Origin of the sequence: Mycobacterium sp. E2327, assembly GCF_001672675.1 — a bacterium.
Taxonomy (GTDB): Bacteria; Actinomycetota; Actinomycetes; order Mycobacteriales; family Mycobacteriaceae; genus Mycobacterium.
Genome location: NZ_LZKE01000008.1, coordinates 39970 through 55862, shown reverse-complemented (window position 1 = coordinate 55862; position 15893 = coordinate 39970). Strand labels below are relative to the sequence as shown.

Below are 15893 nucleotides of genomic sequence, written 5' to 3'. Positions count from 1 at the left end.
GGGTGAACTGCGCCGCGGCCGTGCAGGCTTGGTGACGTTGTCCGGACGGGCCGTGGCTGAGCGTCCGTCGGCATTGGGGGTGAGACTGCCATGCAAGCGATTACCGCGCGTGACCGCGCCGCCGGTTTCCGCGGGCTTTCCCTGGTCGAGATGCCCTATCCGCTTGCCGCGGAAAACGACGTCATCGTGCGGGTCCACGCCGCCAGCTTCACGCCGGGGGAACTCGACTGGCCGGCGACGTGGACCGACCGCGCCGGGCACGATCGCGCGCCCAGCATCCCGGGGCATGAAGTCTCGGGGGTCGTCGCCGAGTTGGGCTACGGGACAACCGGTTTGATTGTGGGCCAGCGGGTCTTCGGGATCACCGACTGGGCCCGCAACGGCTCCCTCGCGGAATACGTCGCGGTGGAGGCCCGCAATCTTGCGCCATTGTCGGCAAGCATCGAGCACACGGTGGCCGCCGCGGTGGCGCTCCCAGGACTGACCGCGTGGCAGGGGCTGTTCCTGCACGCACAGCTCGGCACGGGCCAGACCGTTCTGGTGCACGGCGCCGCCGGCGCCGTCGGCAGTATGGCGGTGCAACTTGCCCGCGATGCCGGGGCTCGCGTGATCGGCAGTGGCCGCGGCAAGCACCGGGAGACCGTGCTGGGCCTGGGCGCCGACGCTTTCGTGGACCTGCAATCCGATCGGCTGGAGGATGTCGGCTCGGTCGACGTGGTATTCGACGTGATCGGCGGTGAAATCCTCAAGCGTTCAGCGGCATTGGTGCGGCCCGGCGGTTCGCTGATCACCATCGCCGAACCGCCGGAGGTTGAACCGGAGCACGCGCGCTCGATCTTCTTCGTCGTCGAACCCGACCGGGCGGGCTTGGCCGCGCTGGAACGGATGCTGCGCGACGGAAGGCTGCACCCGATCGTCGGAACGGTATGTTCACTGGCCGAAGCACCCCGCGCGTTCGACCCCGCGTGCCGCGGCCACGGCAAGACGATCGTCGCAGTCACATGAGCCCTGGCCTGGCGATCGAGGGTCTGCGCATCCGAACCGATACCAAAGATCCGGAAGAGGCGCGAACCCAAATCGCGTCCGTCTACTGTCCCCACCGCCTCACCGTCCGCGGCAGCTTGTCGGCGTTCCGTGCGCGGCATGCCGAGGGAGGCACCCACGGCCTGGGCGTCTACTCCCTGTCGTATGGATCGGGCATCACGCTTCTGGAATCGTCGACGTTCGACGACTTCTTCCTGGTATCCCAGCAGATCAGCGGGCGGTTCGCGGCCCGCGCCGCAAGTGGGGAACGGCTCCTTTCGCCCGGCGAACACCTGGTGCTGGACGCGCACACGGCGTATCGGCTGCGCTGGGAAGAAAACTGCAACCTCTTCCATGTGCGAATCCCCCGCACCGATTTCGAGACGACCGCTGCCGAGTTCACCGGCGCGAGCCGGCCGGCGGCCATCCGATTCCCGCTGAGCTGGCACCCGTCCAAACCGGCATCGAAGGCCGTAGCGAAGGTGATGCAAATCCTGCTCCAAAACGCCGGACCGGACGGGCTCTTGGCATCCGGGCCTCTGCTGACCGCGCAGATGCGGCGGATGTTGATAGCAAGCCTCGTGGAGGCCTATCCCGGGATTCTCCACACGGCCGGCGGGGGCCCGAGCGGTGGCGTCAAGTCGCCGGCCGTTCGGCGCGCGATCGCCTACCTTGAGGAATCCGCAGCCGAGGACGTCCGGATCGGTGACGTCGCCGCAGCGGTGCGCTTGAGCACCCGTGCCCTGCAGGAGGCCTTCCGGAGGCACCTGGACACGACGCCCATGGCATACCTGAGGGCAATCCGTCTCACTCGGGCGCACGCGGACCTGCGGCGGTCGTCCATCGAGGACGGAACGACCGTCGCGGCCGTCGCGTACCGCTGGGGGTTCGGCAATCTGGGCCGGTTCGCGGCCGACTACCGCCGGGAGTTCGGCCGATCTCCGAGCGAGGTACTGCGCGCGCCACGGTGACGCGTCGGCGCGCCGAGCCGCGGATGGCCGGTCTGCCCAGGTCAGCGGCGCCACCGGGGTAAGGTGCTTGGTGTGGTGAGAGTGCCTCGACCGTCGAGACCGCATCCGAGCGTGAAACCCGGGGTCAAGGTCGACGCGCGCAGTGAACGGTGGCGCGAACACCGCAAGAAGGTGCGCGGCGAAATCGTGGACGCGGCGTTCCGCGCCATTGACCGCCTGGGCCCAGAGCTGAGCGTGCGGGAGATCGCCGAGGAGGCCGGCACCGCCAAGCCCAAGATTTACCGGCACTTCCACGACAAATCCGATCTGTTTCAGGCGATCGGCGAGCGGCTGCGCGACATGCTGTGGGCGGCGATCTTCCCGTCGATCGACCTCAAGACCGATTCGGCCCGCGAGGTGATCCACCGCGCTGTCGAGGAGTACGTCAACCTGGTCGACCAGCATCCCAACGTGCTGCGGGTCTTCATCCAGGGCCGTTCCGCGGCGAGCCCCAAGATCCTGGAGGAGGGCCGCGGGATCACCCTCGCCGTGGCCGACATGTTCGACAACGAGCTGCGGGAAATGGAGCTGGACCACGCGGCGATCGAACTGGCCGGGCACGCCGCCTTCGGATCGGCCGCGTCGGCCACCGAGTGGTGGCTGGGCCCCGAAGCCGACAGCCCGCGGCGCATGCCGCGCGAGCAGTTCGTCGCCCACCTGACGACGATCATGATGGGCGTCCTCGTCGGCACGGCCGACGCGCTGGGCATCGCGATGGACCCCGACCAGCCGATTCACAGCGTGGTGCCCAGCAACCCCGCCGCTAGCTGAGGACCTTTGGCACGTTGACATCGTCCCGGCGATCGTCAACACTCGCCCTATCCGATACCCTGGGTACTGGGTATTTGCGCTAACAAACAGGAAGACCGATCCGCCGTGACCGATGCCATGACACAAGCCGATCCGACACAACAGGCGCAGGAGCCGGTGCACACCCGCGCCCTGATCATCGGGACCGGATTTTCCGGCCTGGGCATGGGCATCAAGCTGCAACAGCAGGGCGTGGACTTCGTCATCCTGGAGAAGGCGGACGACGTCGGCGGCACCTGGCGCGACAACAGCTATCCCGGCTGTGCCTGCGACATCCCCTCGCACCTGTACTCCTTCTCCTTCGAGCCCAAGCCCGACTGGAAGAACCCGTTCTCGTATCAGCCGGAGATCTGGGACTACCTCAAGGGGGTCACCGAGAAATACGGGCTGCGCCGCCACATCGTGTTCAACTCGCTGGTCGACCGGGGCCACTGGGACGACGACGAGAACCGCTGGCACGTCTTCACCACCGACGGGCGCGAGTACGTCGCGCAGTTCCTGATCTCCGGGGCCGGCGCGCTGCACATCCCGTCGTTCCCCGACATCGAGGGCCGCGACGAATTCGCCGGTCCGGCTTTCCATTCCGCGGAGTGGGACCACAGCGTCGACCTGACCGGCAAGCGCGTCGCCGTGATCGGCACGGGCGCCAGCGCGATCCAGATCGTGCCCGAGATCGTCGGGCAGGTCGCCGAACTTCAGCTCTACCAACGCACCCCGCCGTGGGTGGTGCCGCGGTCCAACCCCGAGTTGCCCGTGGCGCTGCGCCGGGCCATGGAGAACGTTCCCGGCCTGCGCGCGGCGGTGCGCCTGGCGATCTACTGGGGCCAGGAGGCGCTGGCCTTCGGCATGACCAAGCGGCCGAACGCGCTGAAGATCATCGAGGCCTATGCGAAATACAACATCCGGCGCTCGGTCAAGGACCGCGAGCTGCGCCGCAAGCTGACCCCGCACTACCGCATCGGTTGCAAGCGAATCCTGAACTCCTCCACGTACTACGGCGCCGTCGCCGACCCCAAGACCGAACTGGTCACCGACGGCATCACCCGGATCACGCGCGACGGGATCGTCACGGCGGACGGCAAAGAGCGCAAGGTGGACGTGATCGTCTACGGCACCGGCTTCCACGTCACCGACTCCTACACCTACGTCCAGATCAAGGGGCGGAACGGCGAGGACCTGGTCGACCGGTGGAACCGGGAGGGCATCGGCGCGCACCGGGGCATCACCGTCGCCGACGTGCCGAACCTGTTCTTCCTGTTGGGGCCGAACACGGGGCTCGGCCACAACTCCGTGGTGTTCATGATCGAATCCCAGATTCATTACGTCGCCGACGCGATCGCGAAATGCGACAAGCTCGGTGCCCAGGCGCTGGCCCCGACCCGCGCCGCGCAGGACCGGTTCAACGACGAACTGCAGCAAAGGCTTTCGCAGTCGGTGTGGAACAGCGGCGGCTGCAGCAGCTGGTACCTCGACGAGCACGGCAAGAACACCGTGCTGTGGGGTGGCTACACCTGGGAATACTGGCGGGCGACCCGCGCGGTGAAGCCGGAGGAATACCAGTTCTTCGGGGTCAACACGGGCTCACGCGCCAACCGCCGCGCGGCGGCCGTGGGGGGCTGAGCTTTTCGCGAAGGACCGAAGGTTCAGGCGCACAATGCGGTCCAGAACCTGGTCCGATACGACACGGCTGATCCGCAGCAGGACCGCGGCGTCCCGGCCGATCGTGTAGCGAGTCCGCGGGCGCGACGCGGTCGCGGCCTTGACGATCACTTTGGCGGCGTGCTCGACCGAAACGCCGTCCTCGCCGAACGATCGGGCTTGGGCGGTGACGGCTGCGGCGAGATCCTCATAGCGTGCGAGCTGGGCGGCGGTCATGCTGGCCATCAGCCCCTCCGCGGTGGCGATCCCACGCTCCGCCATCTCGGTTTTGACGGCGCCGGGTTCGACGACGACGACCTTGATACCGAGCTCGCCGACCTCTCGGCGCAGGGCATCGCTGACCGCCTCCAGCGCGAACTTCGAGCCGGCATATGCGCCGTACGTCGGCAACACGACCTTCCCGCCGATGGAACTGATGTTCACGACGGTGCCCGAGCTGAGCAGCAGCGCCGGCAACAACGCCTGGGTCATCGCGATGTGTCCGAACAGGTTGACCTCAAACTGCTTGCGCCACTCGTCCATTGGCAGCGCTTCCACCGGCGCGTTGATCGCGATCCCGGCGTTGTTGATCAGCGCGCGCAGCGGACGGCGCAGCGGATCGGTCGCGACGCGTTCGGCGATCGCGGCGACGTCCGATTCGACGGTGATGTCCAGGATGCGCGGCTCCAGCCCGTCGGCCGCCAGCGCTACGGCGTCGGCTTCGCGGCGTACGCCGGCGAGCACGTGAAAACCCTTGCGCGCCAGTTCACGAGCCGTCGCCGCGCCCATCCCCGTCGACGCGCCCGTGACGACGATCAGCTCGTTGCGGTCGGCGCGATTCGAGGAATTCATGGCGGCTCCATCCGGTGAATGCATCTGAGTTGACGTTGTCAACTGAAGCTAGGCGTTTGAGTTGACGTTGTCAACTGGTCGTCGGGCTTATGCTCTGCGGGTGACGAGTCGAGCGGAGAGCGCTGCGGCGACACGTCGTTCGCTGCTCGAGGCCGCCGAGGTCTTGCTGGACCTCGGCGGAGTCGAGGCGGTGACGCTGCGCGAGGTCGGTGCGCGCAGCGGCGTGTCGCGTTCGGCGGCGTATCGCCACTTCGCCGACAAGGAGGCTCTGCTCGCGGTGGTCGCGACCAACGCCTTGACCGACCTGGGCGATGCGCTGGAGGCATTGGCCAACAGCGGGGACCCGCCGGAGGAGTCGTTGCGCTCCGGCCTGCTATCGCTGATCGCCATCGGCCGCACCCGGCCTCACTTGTATCGCTTGATGTTCACCCCACCGGCGGGTGATCCGGCCGCGGCGATGCGGTCCGCCGAACGCGCGCAGGATCTGTTCCTCGAAATCATGGGCCGCATTGTCGGCCCACAGCAGGCGCGCCGTTATGGGGCCCTGGTGCTGACCAGCGCCCACGGCATCACGGGCCTGGATCTGAGCGGCCACATGGATTTGGACAAGTGGCACACCAACGCCGAGGAACTCGTCGACACCCTCATCGCGCTGTTGCCAAAAGCTCGATGAACGCTTGCGCGGCCGCGTCGACGCCGGCCTCGTCTTCGGTGGCCACCAGGTCCAACAGCAGCCCACGGGTGACGGCCAGCCCGAGCCTCGCCATCGCGCCGTCGTAGGCAACACCGGCGGCGGCCGATTCCACCTCGCGCAGCCAGCCGTCGACGGCGCCGGGAACCATTCGCGTGAAGGGCTTTTCGCCCTGGGCCGCCCGCGAATAGCACTCGAAGAAGAGGCGCTCCAGTTGGCGCAATTCGGGGCGACGGAGGTCGGCCCACATCGCGGCGAAGCCCTCGGCCGGGTTTTGCGGCAGGTCGGGGACGAGGGCCATCTGGCGACGCTCGGCCTCCTCGACGATCGCGATCAACAGGTCTTCGCGAGAACCGAAGTGGTGCAAGAGCATCCGGTGGCTGGTGCCGACCGCGGCGGCGACATCGCGAAGCGACCGATCGCCGATCCCGTTCGCGGCGAACTCGTCGAAGAGCGCATCCAGTAGTTCGCGGCGCCGCTGACGGTCAGGCGTGCGGGCCATTGGCGCGGCTGACCTGTTCAGACCGGGCCTTGAGGCCCTTGGCCTCCATCTCGAGAAAGCGCTGGGTCCGTTTGACCGTCAACCGCCCGACCAGCGCGCCGAGGAAGCCCCGCTGGTCGAGTTCCTGGCGCACCAGGGTGCGGCCGCCGGGCAGGGCGGTGACGTAGTGGCGCGCGGTCACCTGCACGCCGGGGGAGCGGGTCACCCAGGTCCAGGAGGTGCCGGGATCGATCTCGGCGACCTTCCAGATCAGCTTCTGCAGGCCGGGTTGCTTGATCGCGAACCGCCTGCCGGCGGCCAGGGCAGAACCGTCCCGCCCGGTCAGGGAGGTGACCGACGCGGTCCACTCGGGCCAGCGTTCGACGTCGCTGAAGACGTCCCAAACGACCTGCGGCGGCGCGTCGATCTCGATGCTGTCTTCGGTAAACATGTACCAAATGGTACATCTAAATTTGGGCTTTGCCTATGCCCTTGCGACGCGCGCGTTGAGGTGCTTGAGGGCCGCCTCGGCGCCGTTCCAGCCGGGGATGCCGGTCACCCCCGGGCCGGGGTGCGTGCACTGGCCGCACAGGAAGAGCCCGTCGACCGGGGTGGCGAACTTGTCGGCGCCCTCGACGACGCGGCCGGTCCACAGCTGGTTGGGCTGCAGCAGGCCGTGCGAGTAGTCGCCGGCGTGCGCGCTGAAGGTACTGCCGAAGTAGCGGTTGGAGAACACGACGCGGTTGGTGACGGAGTCCGCGAACCCGGGCGCGAAGCTGTCGAAGATGCGCACGCAGGTGTCGGCGTATTGCTCCTTCCAGCTGCGGTTTTCGTCGGCGTCCAGCCCGGTGGGGAAGTAGGGGGTGAAGATCGTCGCGCTGTGCTTGCCCGCCGGCGCCAGCGACGAGTCGACCATGCTGGGGATGTACAGGTAAGTGGGCGGCGCGTCGGGAAGCTGTCCCTTGCGGTATTGCTCCCACGCGTCGCTGATGTACTCCGGCGACGGGGCGTAGGCGACGGTGGGACACCATTGGCCATTGTCGTGCATGTAGGGCTGCAGCCGCTCGATCCATTGGGGCGCTTGGTCGATGGTGAGATGCGCCTGGATGTAACCCAGGTTGAAGTTGATCTCCTTGATCTTGCGGATGTAGTCGGGCGGAAAGTTCTGTGCCCCGGCCAGATTCACGAAGGTGGTGTACGGGTCGAGCGACGAGAGCACGGCGTCGGCGGAAATCGTTGTGCCGTCACGCAATTGCACCCCGGTGGCGCGCCCGTCGGTGACCAGGATGTCCTTGACGTGCTGCTTCATCTGCACCTCGGCGCCCAGTGACTCGGCGCGCCGGCACAGCGCGGCGCTCAGCGAGCCGATGCCCCCGCGCGGCATGATGTATTCGACGTTGCCGCCGCCGATCAGGTAGTGGTACAAGGTCGATGCGTTCGAACCGGGGGTCCAGGGCCCGCCGTCGAACGCGTCGATCGACATCGCCGCCAGCGAGCCCTGGATGCAGCGGGCCTGATCGGGCGCCAGGAATCGCCGGACCGTGTCCATCGTGCTGCCGTACCACATCTGGGCGAAATCGTGGCGGTCCTCGGGCGTCGGCTGGGAGGCGATCACCTCGATGATGTCCAGCGGCGGTCCGAACGCGGAATCGACGAAATACGGTGCGAACCGGCCGATGTGGGCGAACAGGGACCCCAGCGCCGCCGCGGTGTCGGCGCCGTGGTCGTCGAGCAGGTGGCGCGCCATGCGCTCGAGGTCGTTGTACATCACGAACGGGGTGTCCGCGGCATCGCCGAACGTGCACGTCGACGTCCACTGATCCATCAGCTCGAAGCCCCACTTGGTGAGCTCGAGCCGTTCGGTCATCTCTTGCCGCCAGATCAGCACGGCCCAGGCGCCGACGCTGTGCTTGTATCCGTCGAAGAGTTCGCGGGTGGCGGCCATCCCGCCGAGGAAGTGTGCCCGTTCCAGGACAAGCACTTTCGCGCCGCCCTTGGCGAGCACGTTGGCGGCGACCAGACCGTTGTGGCCGGCCCCGATGATGATCGCGTCGTAGTCAGCCATTCCGATCCTCCGATCAGGTGATCCCCGCCTGACCCGCACAATGTCACAAATGACATATTTGCGTCAAGGGTGACATTGGGTGCATGCTTGCAGCCGTGGCACCGTCAACCAGCGGCCAGCGTGTTGGCACGTCCGAAGTGAGCCGCAGCGCACGCACGCGTCAGGCACTGCACGAGGCGGCGATGCGCCGCTTCGTGGCCGACGGCGTGAACCAGACCAGCGTCGCCGACATCGCCGCCGACGTCGGCGTCACCGAGCGGACGTTCTACCGGCACTTCGTGTCCAAACATGCGGTGCTCTTCGCCGACTACGACATCGGCTTCGAATGGTTTGCCCGCGCCCTGGCACTGCGGCCGCACGGGGAGCCCATCACCCAGTCGGTGCGAAAGGCCGTGGACGCCTTCCCCTTTGACTTCGAGATGGTCCGTGAGGCCGCCATCATCCGGTCGCGCGACTTGGACCAGGAAATCATCACCGGCCACATTCGGCGGCTTCGTGATCAGCTTGCGGCCGAGATCCAGCGCTTCATCCGGCGGCGATCCGCGATCACCGCCGACGGCGCGATGATCGCCGACATCGCCGCGCACAGCTTGGCCAGCGCGGTGTTCATCGCGCTGGAAACGTGGATGGCCAAGGGCGTGCACGAAACCGACGACCTGAGTCGGCTGACCGACATGGCGCTGAGCGCGCTGGAGGACGGCCTGACGCACACGTTGCGCAAGGCCGGGTTGGACTGACAGCGCGACACGCAAACACAACTTATTGTGTTGCCGGGGGTTGTCGGACCCCAGGGGTAGTGTTTGTGGCCTAGACATAGAAGTCAAAACCGGCTGGTGAAGTGGGGTTCTGGTGACCGAAAACATGAAGCTGATCGATCGGACCTCGGCGATCAACTGGAACCGGCTGCAAGACGACAAGGACTCCGAGGTCTGGGACCGGCTGACGGGCAACTTCTGGTTGCCCGAGAAGGTGCCGGTCTCCAACGACCTCCCGTCCTGGGGGACGCTGACCGCCGGCGAGAAGCAGCTGACGATGCGGGTGTTCACCGGGCTGACGCTGCTGGACACCATTCAGGGCACGGTCGGGGCGGTCAGCCTGATCCCCGACGCGCTGACCCCGCACGAGCAGGCCGTCTACACCAACATCGCGTTCATGGAGTCGGTGCACGCCAAGAGCTACAGCTCGATCTTCTCGACGCTGTGCTCGACGGCCGAGATCGACGACGCCTTCCGCTGGTCGGAGGAGAACCCCAATTTGCAGCGCAAGGCCGAGATCGTCATGCAGTACTACAGGGGTGACGAGCCGCTGAAGCGCAAGGTCGCCTCCACGCTGCTGGAGAGCTTCCTGTTCTACTCCGGGTTCTACCTGCCGATGTACTGGTCGAGCCGCGCGAAGCTGACCAACACCGCCGACATGATCCGGCTGATCATCCGCGACGAGGCCGTGCACGGCTACTACATCGGCTACAAGTTCCAGCGCGGCCTGGCCCTGGTCGACGAGGCCAAGCGCGCCGAGCTGAAGGACTACACCTACGAGCTGCTCTTCGAGCTCTACGACAACGAGGTGGAGTACACCCAGGACCTCTACGACGAGGTCGGGCTGACGGAGGACGTCAAGAAGTTCCTGCGCTACAACGCCAACAAGGCGCTGATGAACCTCGGCTACGAGGCGCTGTTCCCGCGCGACGAGACCGACGTCAACCCGGCGATCCTGTCGGCGCTGTCGCCCAATGCCGACGAGAACCACGACTTCTTCTCGGGTTCCGGGTCGAGCTACGTCATCGGCAAGGCCGTCGTCACCGAGGACGAGGACTGGGACTTCTAGAGCTGCGGTTGTCGGCGTAACGGCGACGCTGCGAGGCCCGCGCGGCCCAAGAGTTCACGGGGTTGGAGTCGACTAAAACTCCCCAAACCAAACTTTTGCCCTTCTTTATCTGGTCTACTCATGACGTCGGGCCCAAAGTTTTCCTACGACCTTCTCGCGCTGCGCGCGGCGACGCATTTGGGGGGGTTTGCCGACCGATGTCCGGTGCGAGGTATCGGCCGAATAGGCCTGACAAGTACGAGCGGATCAGGGCCTTGCTATGCCAGCGGGGACGGTTACGCGCCGCACAGCGGATCATGGCCGTTGTCTGCGCGGCGGCGGCGTTGCCGCCGTTGACCGTGTTGATCAGCCAGCACCGGCCGAGCGCAGCCGCGGTGGTCATCGGCGTGCTCACCGCCGCGTTCGCCATCGGCATGACGGCTTTCTGGCTGACGCGTTGGCCAACGCGACGGCAGTCAGAGGCCGCCGCCGCCGCTGGCGTGCTGTTGGTCGGTGGATGGAGTCTGGTCCAGCCCACTGCGGCGCTCTCCATCCTGGCCTGTACCGCCACGACGGTCACGGGGGCCTACAGCGCAATATTTCACCGACAAAAGGTGGTGGTGTTCCATTCCGCGGTGGCAGGCGCGGTCGCGCTGGCGGCGCTGGCGCGCCTGGCCGGTCACGTCGGCATCGCCGCGGCGATCGCGGCGTTCTGGCTGATCACATTCGTCAATGTGTCTATGGTGCTTGGCGCTTGGGGCATGTCGCAGGCGATGGGAGGGTACGCGCAGCGCTCGGAAGAGGATGCGCTCACCGGCCTGTTGAACCGGCGCGCATTCGTCGAGACGGTCGCTAATCGGGTTGCGAACCCTTCGCGTGCGCACACCCATCTGACCGTGGTGATGCTCGATCTGGACAACTTCAAACGCATCAACGACACCCACGGTCATTGCGTTGGCGACGATGCGCTCCGAGCGGTGAGCGGGCTTCTGATCGAGCACACCCCTCCCGACGCCGTCGTCTGCCGCGCCGGCGGCGAAGAGTTTCTCATCGCGCTGACGTGCGCGACTTCCGAGATAGAACCGCTGGCGGCGCGGATTTGCGCTGCCCTGACGGGCCTTTCCCCGAAGATGACGGCGAGCATCGGCACTGCCAGCGCCGAGTTGACATCGTTGAGCGTTCGCGAGAGTCACGCCCGCATCGAGGAGCTGATCGCGATCGCTGACGGCGCGATGTACGCCGCCAAACGCAGCGGCGGGAACCAGGCTCGCCACGCGAGCCGGGCAGCCGGGACGAGCACGGCCAGGCAGACGCGAAGCGCCACTTCGTCGGCGGCTCCCGCTCGCGGTGCGTGATCGGCAAGGCCGTGGTCGCGGTCGGGCAGTATGTGTGGAATGAGCGGTGACGACAGTGTGGGCGCGGCAGACTTCCGTCGCGCATTGGCGCTCATCCAGCACGGCGAGCGCGGCGACGAAGCGGGCATGCGCGTCATCGTCGACGATGAAGTCATCCCGGCTGGCCGGCTGCCACAGCTGATCCGCGCCACCGTGTCGATCTTCTGGCAACTGGTGGCTCAGCTCTGCGACCCGGACGAAGTCGCCGAAATCGGCGAAACCCTGGCCTTGGCGTCGACCGACGACGAGATCGGTCTCGACCGTGACAACCGGCTCGTGGCCCGGATGTCCATGGCACAGCATTCGGGGGATCCCAGCGCCGAGTATGCGGTGCTCCGCGACGCCGCCACGGCGCCCGACGGTCTGATACGCCTCGCGCTCACCGCCGCCGGTGTCGTCTCCGCGATGCTGCCTCAGCTACGCACTGCCGCCGGCCGGCAGTTGATCAACAACTTGGCGATGCAAGCCCTGCGCGAGGAGAACAGTTGCTAAGTAGGCGCGGGACCGATTGATGCTCGTCGTACCCGATCGGCAAGGCGTCGTCACCGCGGACGAGGATTGGACTTCTAAATCCGCTGGCGCGCAACGTAACCGAGAGTGACCGTCAGGGGTCAATCGGGGTTCAGCCCGTCCTCTTCAAGGCGCTGGAAGGCCCGGACGGGGTCGTTGTGCCGGACTACCTCCTCGGCGACCTGCCACATGGGCCGCTTGCAGCGTTGTGACATTCTGCGCAGCACGTCCAAGGCTTGCTCGGTGTCGAGATCGAAGCGGTTCATGATGATGCCCGTGGCTTGCCAGACAACGGAATCCGCGGGCCAGACCGGGCGCGGGTGGGCGGTCGCAATCATTAAGTTGACCAATCAATTCAAAGCCGCCCCTGCAGACACCCCATTGTCCTCTGCCGATGTGGGGAATGGAAGGGCCCGGGTGGGCCGGACCGAAAAGGGGTAACCGCGTCCTAGCGCACGATTCGGAACCCGGGAAGGGAAGGACACGCCAGTGAGCGGTGCGAATAAAGCCCGGAACAAAGTCGACCAGATCACCGGCAAGGCCAAAGCGGCAATCGGTCGTGTGATGAACGATCCGTCGCTGGAAGCCGAGGGCAGGGCCGATCAGCGCGCGGCCCACCTGCGAGACGCCGGCGAAAAGGTCAAGGACGCCTTCCGGCCGCGACGCCGTCGGGCGACGCTTCGACGGCGTCGACAGGTCTAGCACGAAGTCACGGCCGGCTCGGCGGCGGACACGACGCAGCCGATTCGTTTTCCTCGGCTGCGAAAACGCTATCCCCGACGCGGCCCCGTAAAAGTGGACCTGAAAGGGCAAGATGTTCGCGTCGTGAACGGCGCATGAATTGTGGGTCGGCAGCGACGCCCCCGAAGCGCGCCAACGTGAGACTTATTGGGTGACTTCAACCCACGCGAACCACAAGCACGCCAAGTTTCTCAAGTCAGTGATCCGTTGGCTGGACGTCGGGTACCCGCAGGGCGTTCCCGGGCCGGACCAGGTGGCTCTGTTCGCCCTGCTCAGGAGCACACCGCTGACCCAGGATCAGCTGGAAGAAGTGGTGGAAAACGTCATCGCCAAGCACCGCGCCGAAGGCGACGGGCCGATCAGCAAGGACGAGATCGGCGAGTTCATCACCAAGACCACCCACCACGACCCCGGCCGGGAGAACATCATCCGGGTGGCCGCGACGCTGGCCGCCGCCGGCTGGCCGCTGGCCGGCATTGACGTCAGCGAAGTGTGCCCCGGCGACGAGCATGGCGAGGCCGCCGAGGAGGTCGCCTGCCGGCGAGAAGAGGCCGCCTCACAGGGTTGAGATGTCGATGACGAAGCGGTAGCGCACGTCGCTGGCGAGCACCCGCTCATAGGCCTCGTTGACGTAGGCCGCCTCGATCACCTCGATCTCGGGCGTCACGTCGTGCTCGGCGCAGAAGTCCAGCATCTCCTGCGTCTCGGCGATCCCACCGATGTTGGACCCCGACAGGCTGCGTCGCGCCAGCGCCAGCGGGAACGCCGGGACCTCCATGGGGTGCTCGGGGATGCCGAGCTCGACGAGCGTGCCGTCGACGTCGAGCAAGTTGAGGTAGTCCCCGAGGGGCAGGTTCGCCGACACCGTGTTCAGGATCAGGTCGAAGCTGCCGCGCAGGTTGCGGAAGGTATCGGGGTCGGCCGTCGCGTAGTAGTGGCTGGCGCCCAGCCGCAGGCCGTCCTCCATCTTCTTCAGCGACTGGGACAGCACGCTCACCTCGGCGCCCATCGCGGCGCCGAGTTTGACGCCCATGTGCCCCAGCCCGCCCAGGCCGATGATCGCCAGGCGGGTGTCCTTGCCGGCCTTCCAGTGCCGCAGCGGCGAGAACAGCGTGATGCCGGCGCACAGCAGCGGGGCCGCCTTGTCCAGCGGCAGCGAGTCGGGGATGCGCAGGACGAAGTTCTCGTCGACGACGATCGCCTGGCTGTAGCCGCCCTGCGTCGGCGTGCCGTCCTTGTCGATGGAGTTGTAGGTGAAGGTCGCGCCCGGCTTGCAGTACTGCTCGAGCCCGGCCTTGCAGCTGCTGCACTGGCCGCAGGAGTTCACCATGCAGCCCACGCCGACGTGGTCGCCCACCTTGTACTTCGTGACCGCGGAGCCCACGGCCGTTACCACGCCGGCGATCTCGTGGCCGACGACCACGGGATAATTCGGCACGCCCCATTCGCCTTTGGCGGTGTGGATGTCCGAGTGGCAGATCCCGGCAAACTTGATGTCGATGGCGACGTCGCGCGGGCCGGGGTCGCGGCGCTCGATGGTGGTCTTGGTCAGCGGTGCGGTCGCCGAGGTGGCGGCGTACGCCGAAACAGTGCTCATGAATATCCCTCTTCGAGTTTCGATGCGTCCTACGAAAGTTTAGCTAAGGTAATGTTCTCGGGCCAATTGGCGGGTGAGCTAGTTGATCGGGGCGTTGAGCAGGCGCAGGTCGTCGACGATGCCGCGGGCCGCGATCAGGCCCTCGCCGGTCTGCCATACCTCGTCGTTGACGACGTAGACCCGGTTGTCGTGATTGGCGGACAGCTTGCGCCAGGGGTTGCTGTCCAGCACGGTCGCCGCGCGGTCCGCCGCGGCCGGGGTGGCGCATGACACATAGACCACGTCGGCGTCCGCGGCGGAGAGGTCCGGGTTTTTCGCGAGGTCGGCGTCGGTGGCGCCGATCTCGATGTAGGGCTTGTCGGTGAAGCGCTGGGCGGCCGGCCGGTCCACCCCGACGGCCCCGAGCACACTGGCCGGGAAGTTGTTGGCGCCGTACACCCGGATCGCGGTGGTGGTCAGCTGCACGATCGACGCTTGGAAATGCGACGCGTCGTGCGCCGTGCCGATCTGGGTGGCCCGCTGCGTGAACCCGGCGATCAGGGCGTCGACGGCGCCGGTGCGCGCGGTGGCGGCGCCGACGCCGCGCAGGTTGGCCTCCCAGGCCGCGCCGGGCGCCGCCGTGAACACGGTCGGGGCGATCGCGGCGAGCTGCGGGTAGAGCTTGGGGGTCAGGCCCTGCGATCCCAGGATCAGGTCGGGGTGGGCCGCGGCGATGCCGCCCAGGTCGGGATTGGTGCGGGTACCGACGCCCGGCAGGCCGTGCACCGCACCGCCCAGATACGACGGCTGGCCCGACGACCCGTCCGGCAGCGCGGCGGCGACCACCCGCGATTGCAGGCCGAGCGCGCACAGGGCGTCGAGCTGGTCACCGGAGAGCACCACGATGCGCTGCGGCTCCGCGGGAACGGCGACCGTGTCGGGGGTGACGCCGGCGGCGTTGCGGGCCTGCCGGGTGGGCGGCCCCGGATCGGCCGCGGCCGCGTCGCGCGGGCACGACTCGTCGGGCTTGCGGTCGTTTCCCAGCACGCCGGCGCCCGCGATCTGGGTGGTGGGCGTGATCAGGGACCGGGTCGATGCGTTGCTGCCCGAGCCGCCGCCACCGCATGCGCCGCAGGCCAGGACGGCCACGGCCAGAACCGCTGCGGCCACGGTCGATCGCCTTGCCAGCACGGGTCCGACGCTAACATCCGGCGACTTCGCAGCCATTTACGACAGTTTGTAGGACTGCCCCTGACGGCGAGTTGTCGGAAGGATAAGATTTCGGAGCAATACTGGGTT

General features: G+C 67.0%; 18 protein-coding genes. 11 read left to right on the top strand and 7 right to left on the bottom strand.

Annotated elements, in window-relative coordinates; genetic code table 11:
- The first annotated feature begins 90 nt into the window (after positions 1-90).
- From A5712_RS01005 to A5712_RS00990, 4 genes are all read left to right on the top strand, one after another.
- A complete protein-coding gene (locus tag A5712_RS01005; RefSeq protein ID WP_068100260.1) occupies positions 91-1005 on the top strand; it encodes an NADP-dependent oxidoreductase in 915 nt (304 codons plus the stop codon).
- Complete coding sequence (locus A5712_RS01000; RefSeq protein ID WP_068100258.1) at positions 1002-1994, top strand: AraC family transcriptional regulator; 993 nt, start codon at positions 1002-1004, stop codon at positions 1992-1994. The genes A5712_RS01005 and A5712_RS01000 overlap by 4 nt, the downstream gene beginning before the upstream one ends.
- A 72-nt stretch (positions 1995-2066) precedes the next feature.
- Positions 2067-2804 (top strand): TetR/AcrR family transcriptional regulator, encoded by a 738-nt coding sequence (locus tag A5712_RS00995; RefSeq protein ID WP_156766343.1) that lies wholly within the window; start codon positions 2067-2069, stop codon positions 2802-2804.
- A 117-nt stretch (positions 2805-2921) separates the two neighbouring features.
- Positions 2922-4463, top strand: coding sequence for an NAD(P)/FAD-dependent oxidoreductase (locus A5712_RS00990; protein WP_156766349.1), 1542 nt, complete (start codon positions 2922-2924; stop codon positions 4461-4463).
- On the opposite strand, the gene A5712_RS00985 is transcribed toward A5712_RS00990, so the two are convergent.
- Positions 4425-5333: an SDR family NAD(P)-dependent oxidoreductase gene (locus A5712_RS00985; protein ID WP_068100252.1), complete on the bottom strand. Its 909-nt coding sequence runs from the start codon at positions 5331-5333 to the stop codon at positions 4425-4427. The two genes, A5712_RS00990 and A5712_RS00985, sit on opposite strands and share 39 nt — an antisense overlap.
- Positions 5334-5433: 100 nt before the next feature.
- On the opposite strand from A5712_RS00985, the gene A5712_RS00980 reads away from it, so the two are divergent.
- Positions 5434-6006, top strand: coding sequence for a TetR/AcrR family transcriptional regulator (locus A5712_RS00980; protein WP_068100250.1), 573 nt, complete (start codon positions 5434-5436; stop codon positions 6004-6006).
- On the opposite strand, the gene A5712_RS00975 is transcribed toward A5712_RS00980, so the two are convergent.
- Genes A5712_RS00975 through A5712_RS00965 form a run of 3 tightly spaced genes read right to left on the bottom strand, consistent with a single transcriptional unit; the run spans position 5978 to position 8570 of the window.
- Positions 5978-6526: a TetR/AcrR family transcriptional regulator gene (locus A5712_RS00975; protein ID WP_068100248.1), complete on the bottom strand. Its 549-nt coding sequence runs from the start codon at positions 6524-6526 to the stop codon at positions 5978-5980. The genes A5712_RS00980 and A5712_RS00975 overlap by 29 nt on opposite strands.
- Entirely contained in the window at positions 6510-6956 is a 447-nt protein-coding gene (locus A5712_RS00970) for an SRPBCC family protein (protein ID WP_068100246.1), read from the bottom strand. Before A5712_RS00970 ends, A5712_RS00975 begins: the two co-directional genes overlap by 17 nt.
- A 33-nt stretch (positions 6957-6989) precedes the next feature.
- A complete protein-coding gene (locus A5712_RS00965; protein WP_068100244.1) occupies positions 6990-8570 on the bottom strand; it encodes an NAD(P)/FAD-dependent oxidoreductase in 1581 nt (526 codons plus the stop codon).
- A 95-nt stretch (positions 8571-8665) separates the two neighbouring features.
- Here A5712_RS00965 and A5712_RS00960 point away from each other — a divergent pair, with 95 nt between their 5' ends.
- The 4 genes from A5712_RS00960 to A5712_RS00945 all read left to right on the top strand — a co-directional run bounded on the left by A5712_RS00960 (position 8666) and on the right by A5712_RS00945 (position 12259).
- Complete coding sequence (locus A5712_RS00960) at positions 8666-9307, top strand: TetR/AcrR family transcriptional regulator (protein ID WP_197519262.1); 642 nt, start codon at positions 8666-8668, stop codon at positions 9305-9307.
- Between the two features lie 112 nt (positions 9308-9419).
- Positions 9420-10394, top strand: a complete 975-nt coding sequence (nrdF, locus tag A5712_RS00955) for a class 1b ribonucleoside-diphosphate reductase subunit beta (RefSeq protein ID WP_197519261.1) — start codon at positions 9420-9422, stop codon at positions 10392-10394.
- A 338-nt stretch (positions 10395-10732) separates the two neighbouring features.
- The gene (locus A5712_RS00950; protein WP_231981896.1) at positions 10733-11728 is read left to right on the top strand and encodes a GGDEF domain-containing protein; all 996 of its coding nucleotides are present in this window, start codon (positions 10733-10735) and stop codon (positions 11726-11728) included.
- Positions 11729-11767: 39 nt separating this feature from the next.
- Entirely contained in the window at positions 11768-12259 is a 492-nt protein-coding gene (locus A5712_RS00945; RefSeq protein WP_068100238.1) for a hypothetical protein, read from the top strand.
- A gap of 119 nt (positions 12260-12378) precedes the next feature.
- On the opposite strand, the gene A5712_RS00940 is transcribed toward A5712_RS00945, so the two are convergent.
- Positions 12379-12615, bottom strand: coding sequence for an ANTAR domain-containing protein (locus A5712_RS00940; protein ID WP_068100236.1), 237 nt, complete (start codon positions 12613-12615; stop codon positions 12379-12381).
- Positions 12616-12766: 151 nt separating this feature from the next.
- Here A5712_RS00940 and A5712_RS00935 point away from each other — a divergent pair, with 151 nt between their 5' ends.
- Positions 12767-12979 (top strand): CsbD family protein, encoded by a 213-nt coding sequence (locus A5712_RS00935; RefSeq protein ID WP_068100234.1) that lies wholly within the window; start codon positions 12767-12769, stop codon positions 12977-12979.
- A gap of 190 nt (positions 12980-13169) precedes the next feature.
- Positions 13170-13586 carry a DUF3349 domain-containing protein gene (locus tag A5712_RS00930; protein ID WP_068100232.1) on the top strand — a complete coding sequence of 139 codons (417 nt, stop codon included), beginning with the start codon at positions 13170-13172 and terminating at the stop codon, positions 13584-13586.
- Here the strand turns inward: A5712_RS00930 and A5712_RS00925 are convergent.
- Positions 13575-14615: an NAD(P)-dependent alcohol dehydrogenase gene (locus A5712_RS00925; protein ID WP_068100230.1), complete on the bottom strand. Its 1041-nt coding sequence runs from the start codon at positions 14613-14615 to the stop codon at positions 13575-13577. The genes A5712_RS00930 and A5712_RS00925 overlap by 12 nt on opposite strands.
- A 78-nt stretch (positions 14616-14693) precedes the next feature.
- Positions 14694-15821 carry an iron-siderophore ABC transporter substrate-binding protein gene (locus tag A5712_RS00920; RefSeq protein ID WP_082973199.1) on the bottom strand — a complete coding sequence of 376 codons (1128 nt, stop codon included), beginning with the start codon at positions 15819-15821 and terminating at the stop codon, positions 14694-14696.
- Positions 15822-15893 lie beyond the last annotated feature (72 nt).

Bases quoted from the DNA above. Each gene is read 5' to 3' on its own strand.
- A5712_RS00920 (WP_082973199.1), bottom strand. From the start codon at position 15,821: ATGGCTGCGAAGTCGCCGGATGTTAGCGTCGGACCCGTGCTGGCAAGG.
- A5712_RS00970 (WP_068100246.1), bottom strand. From the start codon at position 6,956: ATGTTTACCGAAGACAGCATCGAGATCGACGCGCCGCCGCAGGTCGTT.
- A5712_RS00940 (WP_068100236.1), bottom strand. From the start codon at position 12,615: ATGATTGCGACCGCCCACCCGCGCCCGGTCTGGCCCGCGGATTCCGTT.
- A5712_RS01000 (WP_068100258.1), top strand. From the start codon at position 1,002: ATGAGCCCTGGCCTGGCGATCGAGGGTCTGCGCATCCGAACCGATACC.
- A5712_RS00945 (WP_068100238.1), top strand. From the start codon at position 11,768: ATGAGCGGTGACGACAGTGTGGGCGCGGCAGACTTCCGTCGCGCATTG.
- A5712_RS00990 (WP_156766349.1), top strand. From the start codon at position 2,922: ATGACACAAGCCGATCCGACACAACAGGCGCAGGAGCCGGTGCACACC.
- A5712_RS00925 (WP_068100230.1), bottom strand. From the start codon at position 14,615: ATGAGCACTGTTTCGGCGTACGCCGCCACCTCGGCGACCGCACCGCTG.
- A5712_RS00965 (WP_068100244.1), bottom strand. From the start codon at position 8,570: ATGGCTGACTACGACGCGATCATCATCGGGGCCGGCCACAACGGTCTG.
- A5712_RS00975 (WP_068100248.1), bottom strand. From the start codon at position 6,526: ATGGCCCGCACGCCTGACCGTCAGCGGCGCCGCGAACTACTGGATGCG.
- A5712_RS01005 (WP_068100260.1), top strand. From the start codon at position 91: ATGCAAGCGATTACCGCGCGTGACCGCGCCGCCGGTTTCCGCGGGCTT.
- A5712_RS00985 (WP_068100252.1), bottom strand. From the start codon at position 5,333: ATGAATTCCTCGAATCGCGCCGACCGCAACGAGCTGATCGTCGTCACG.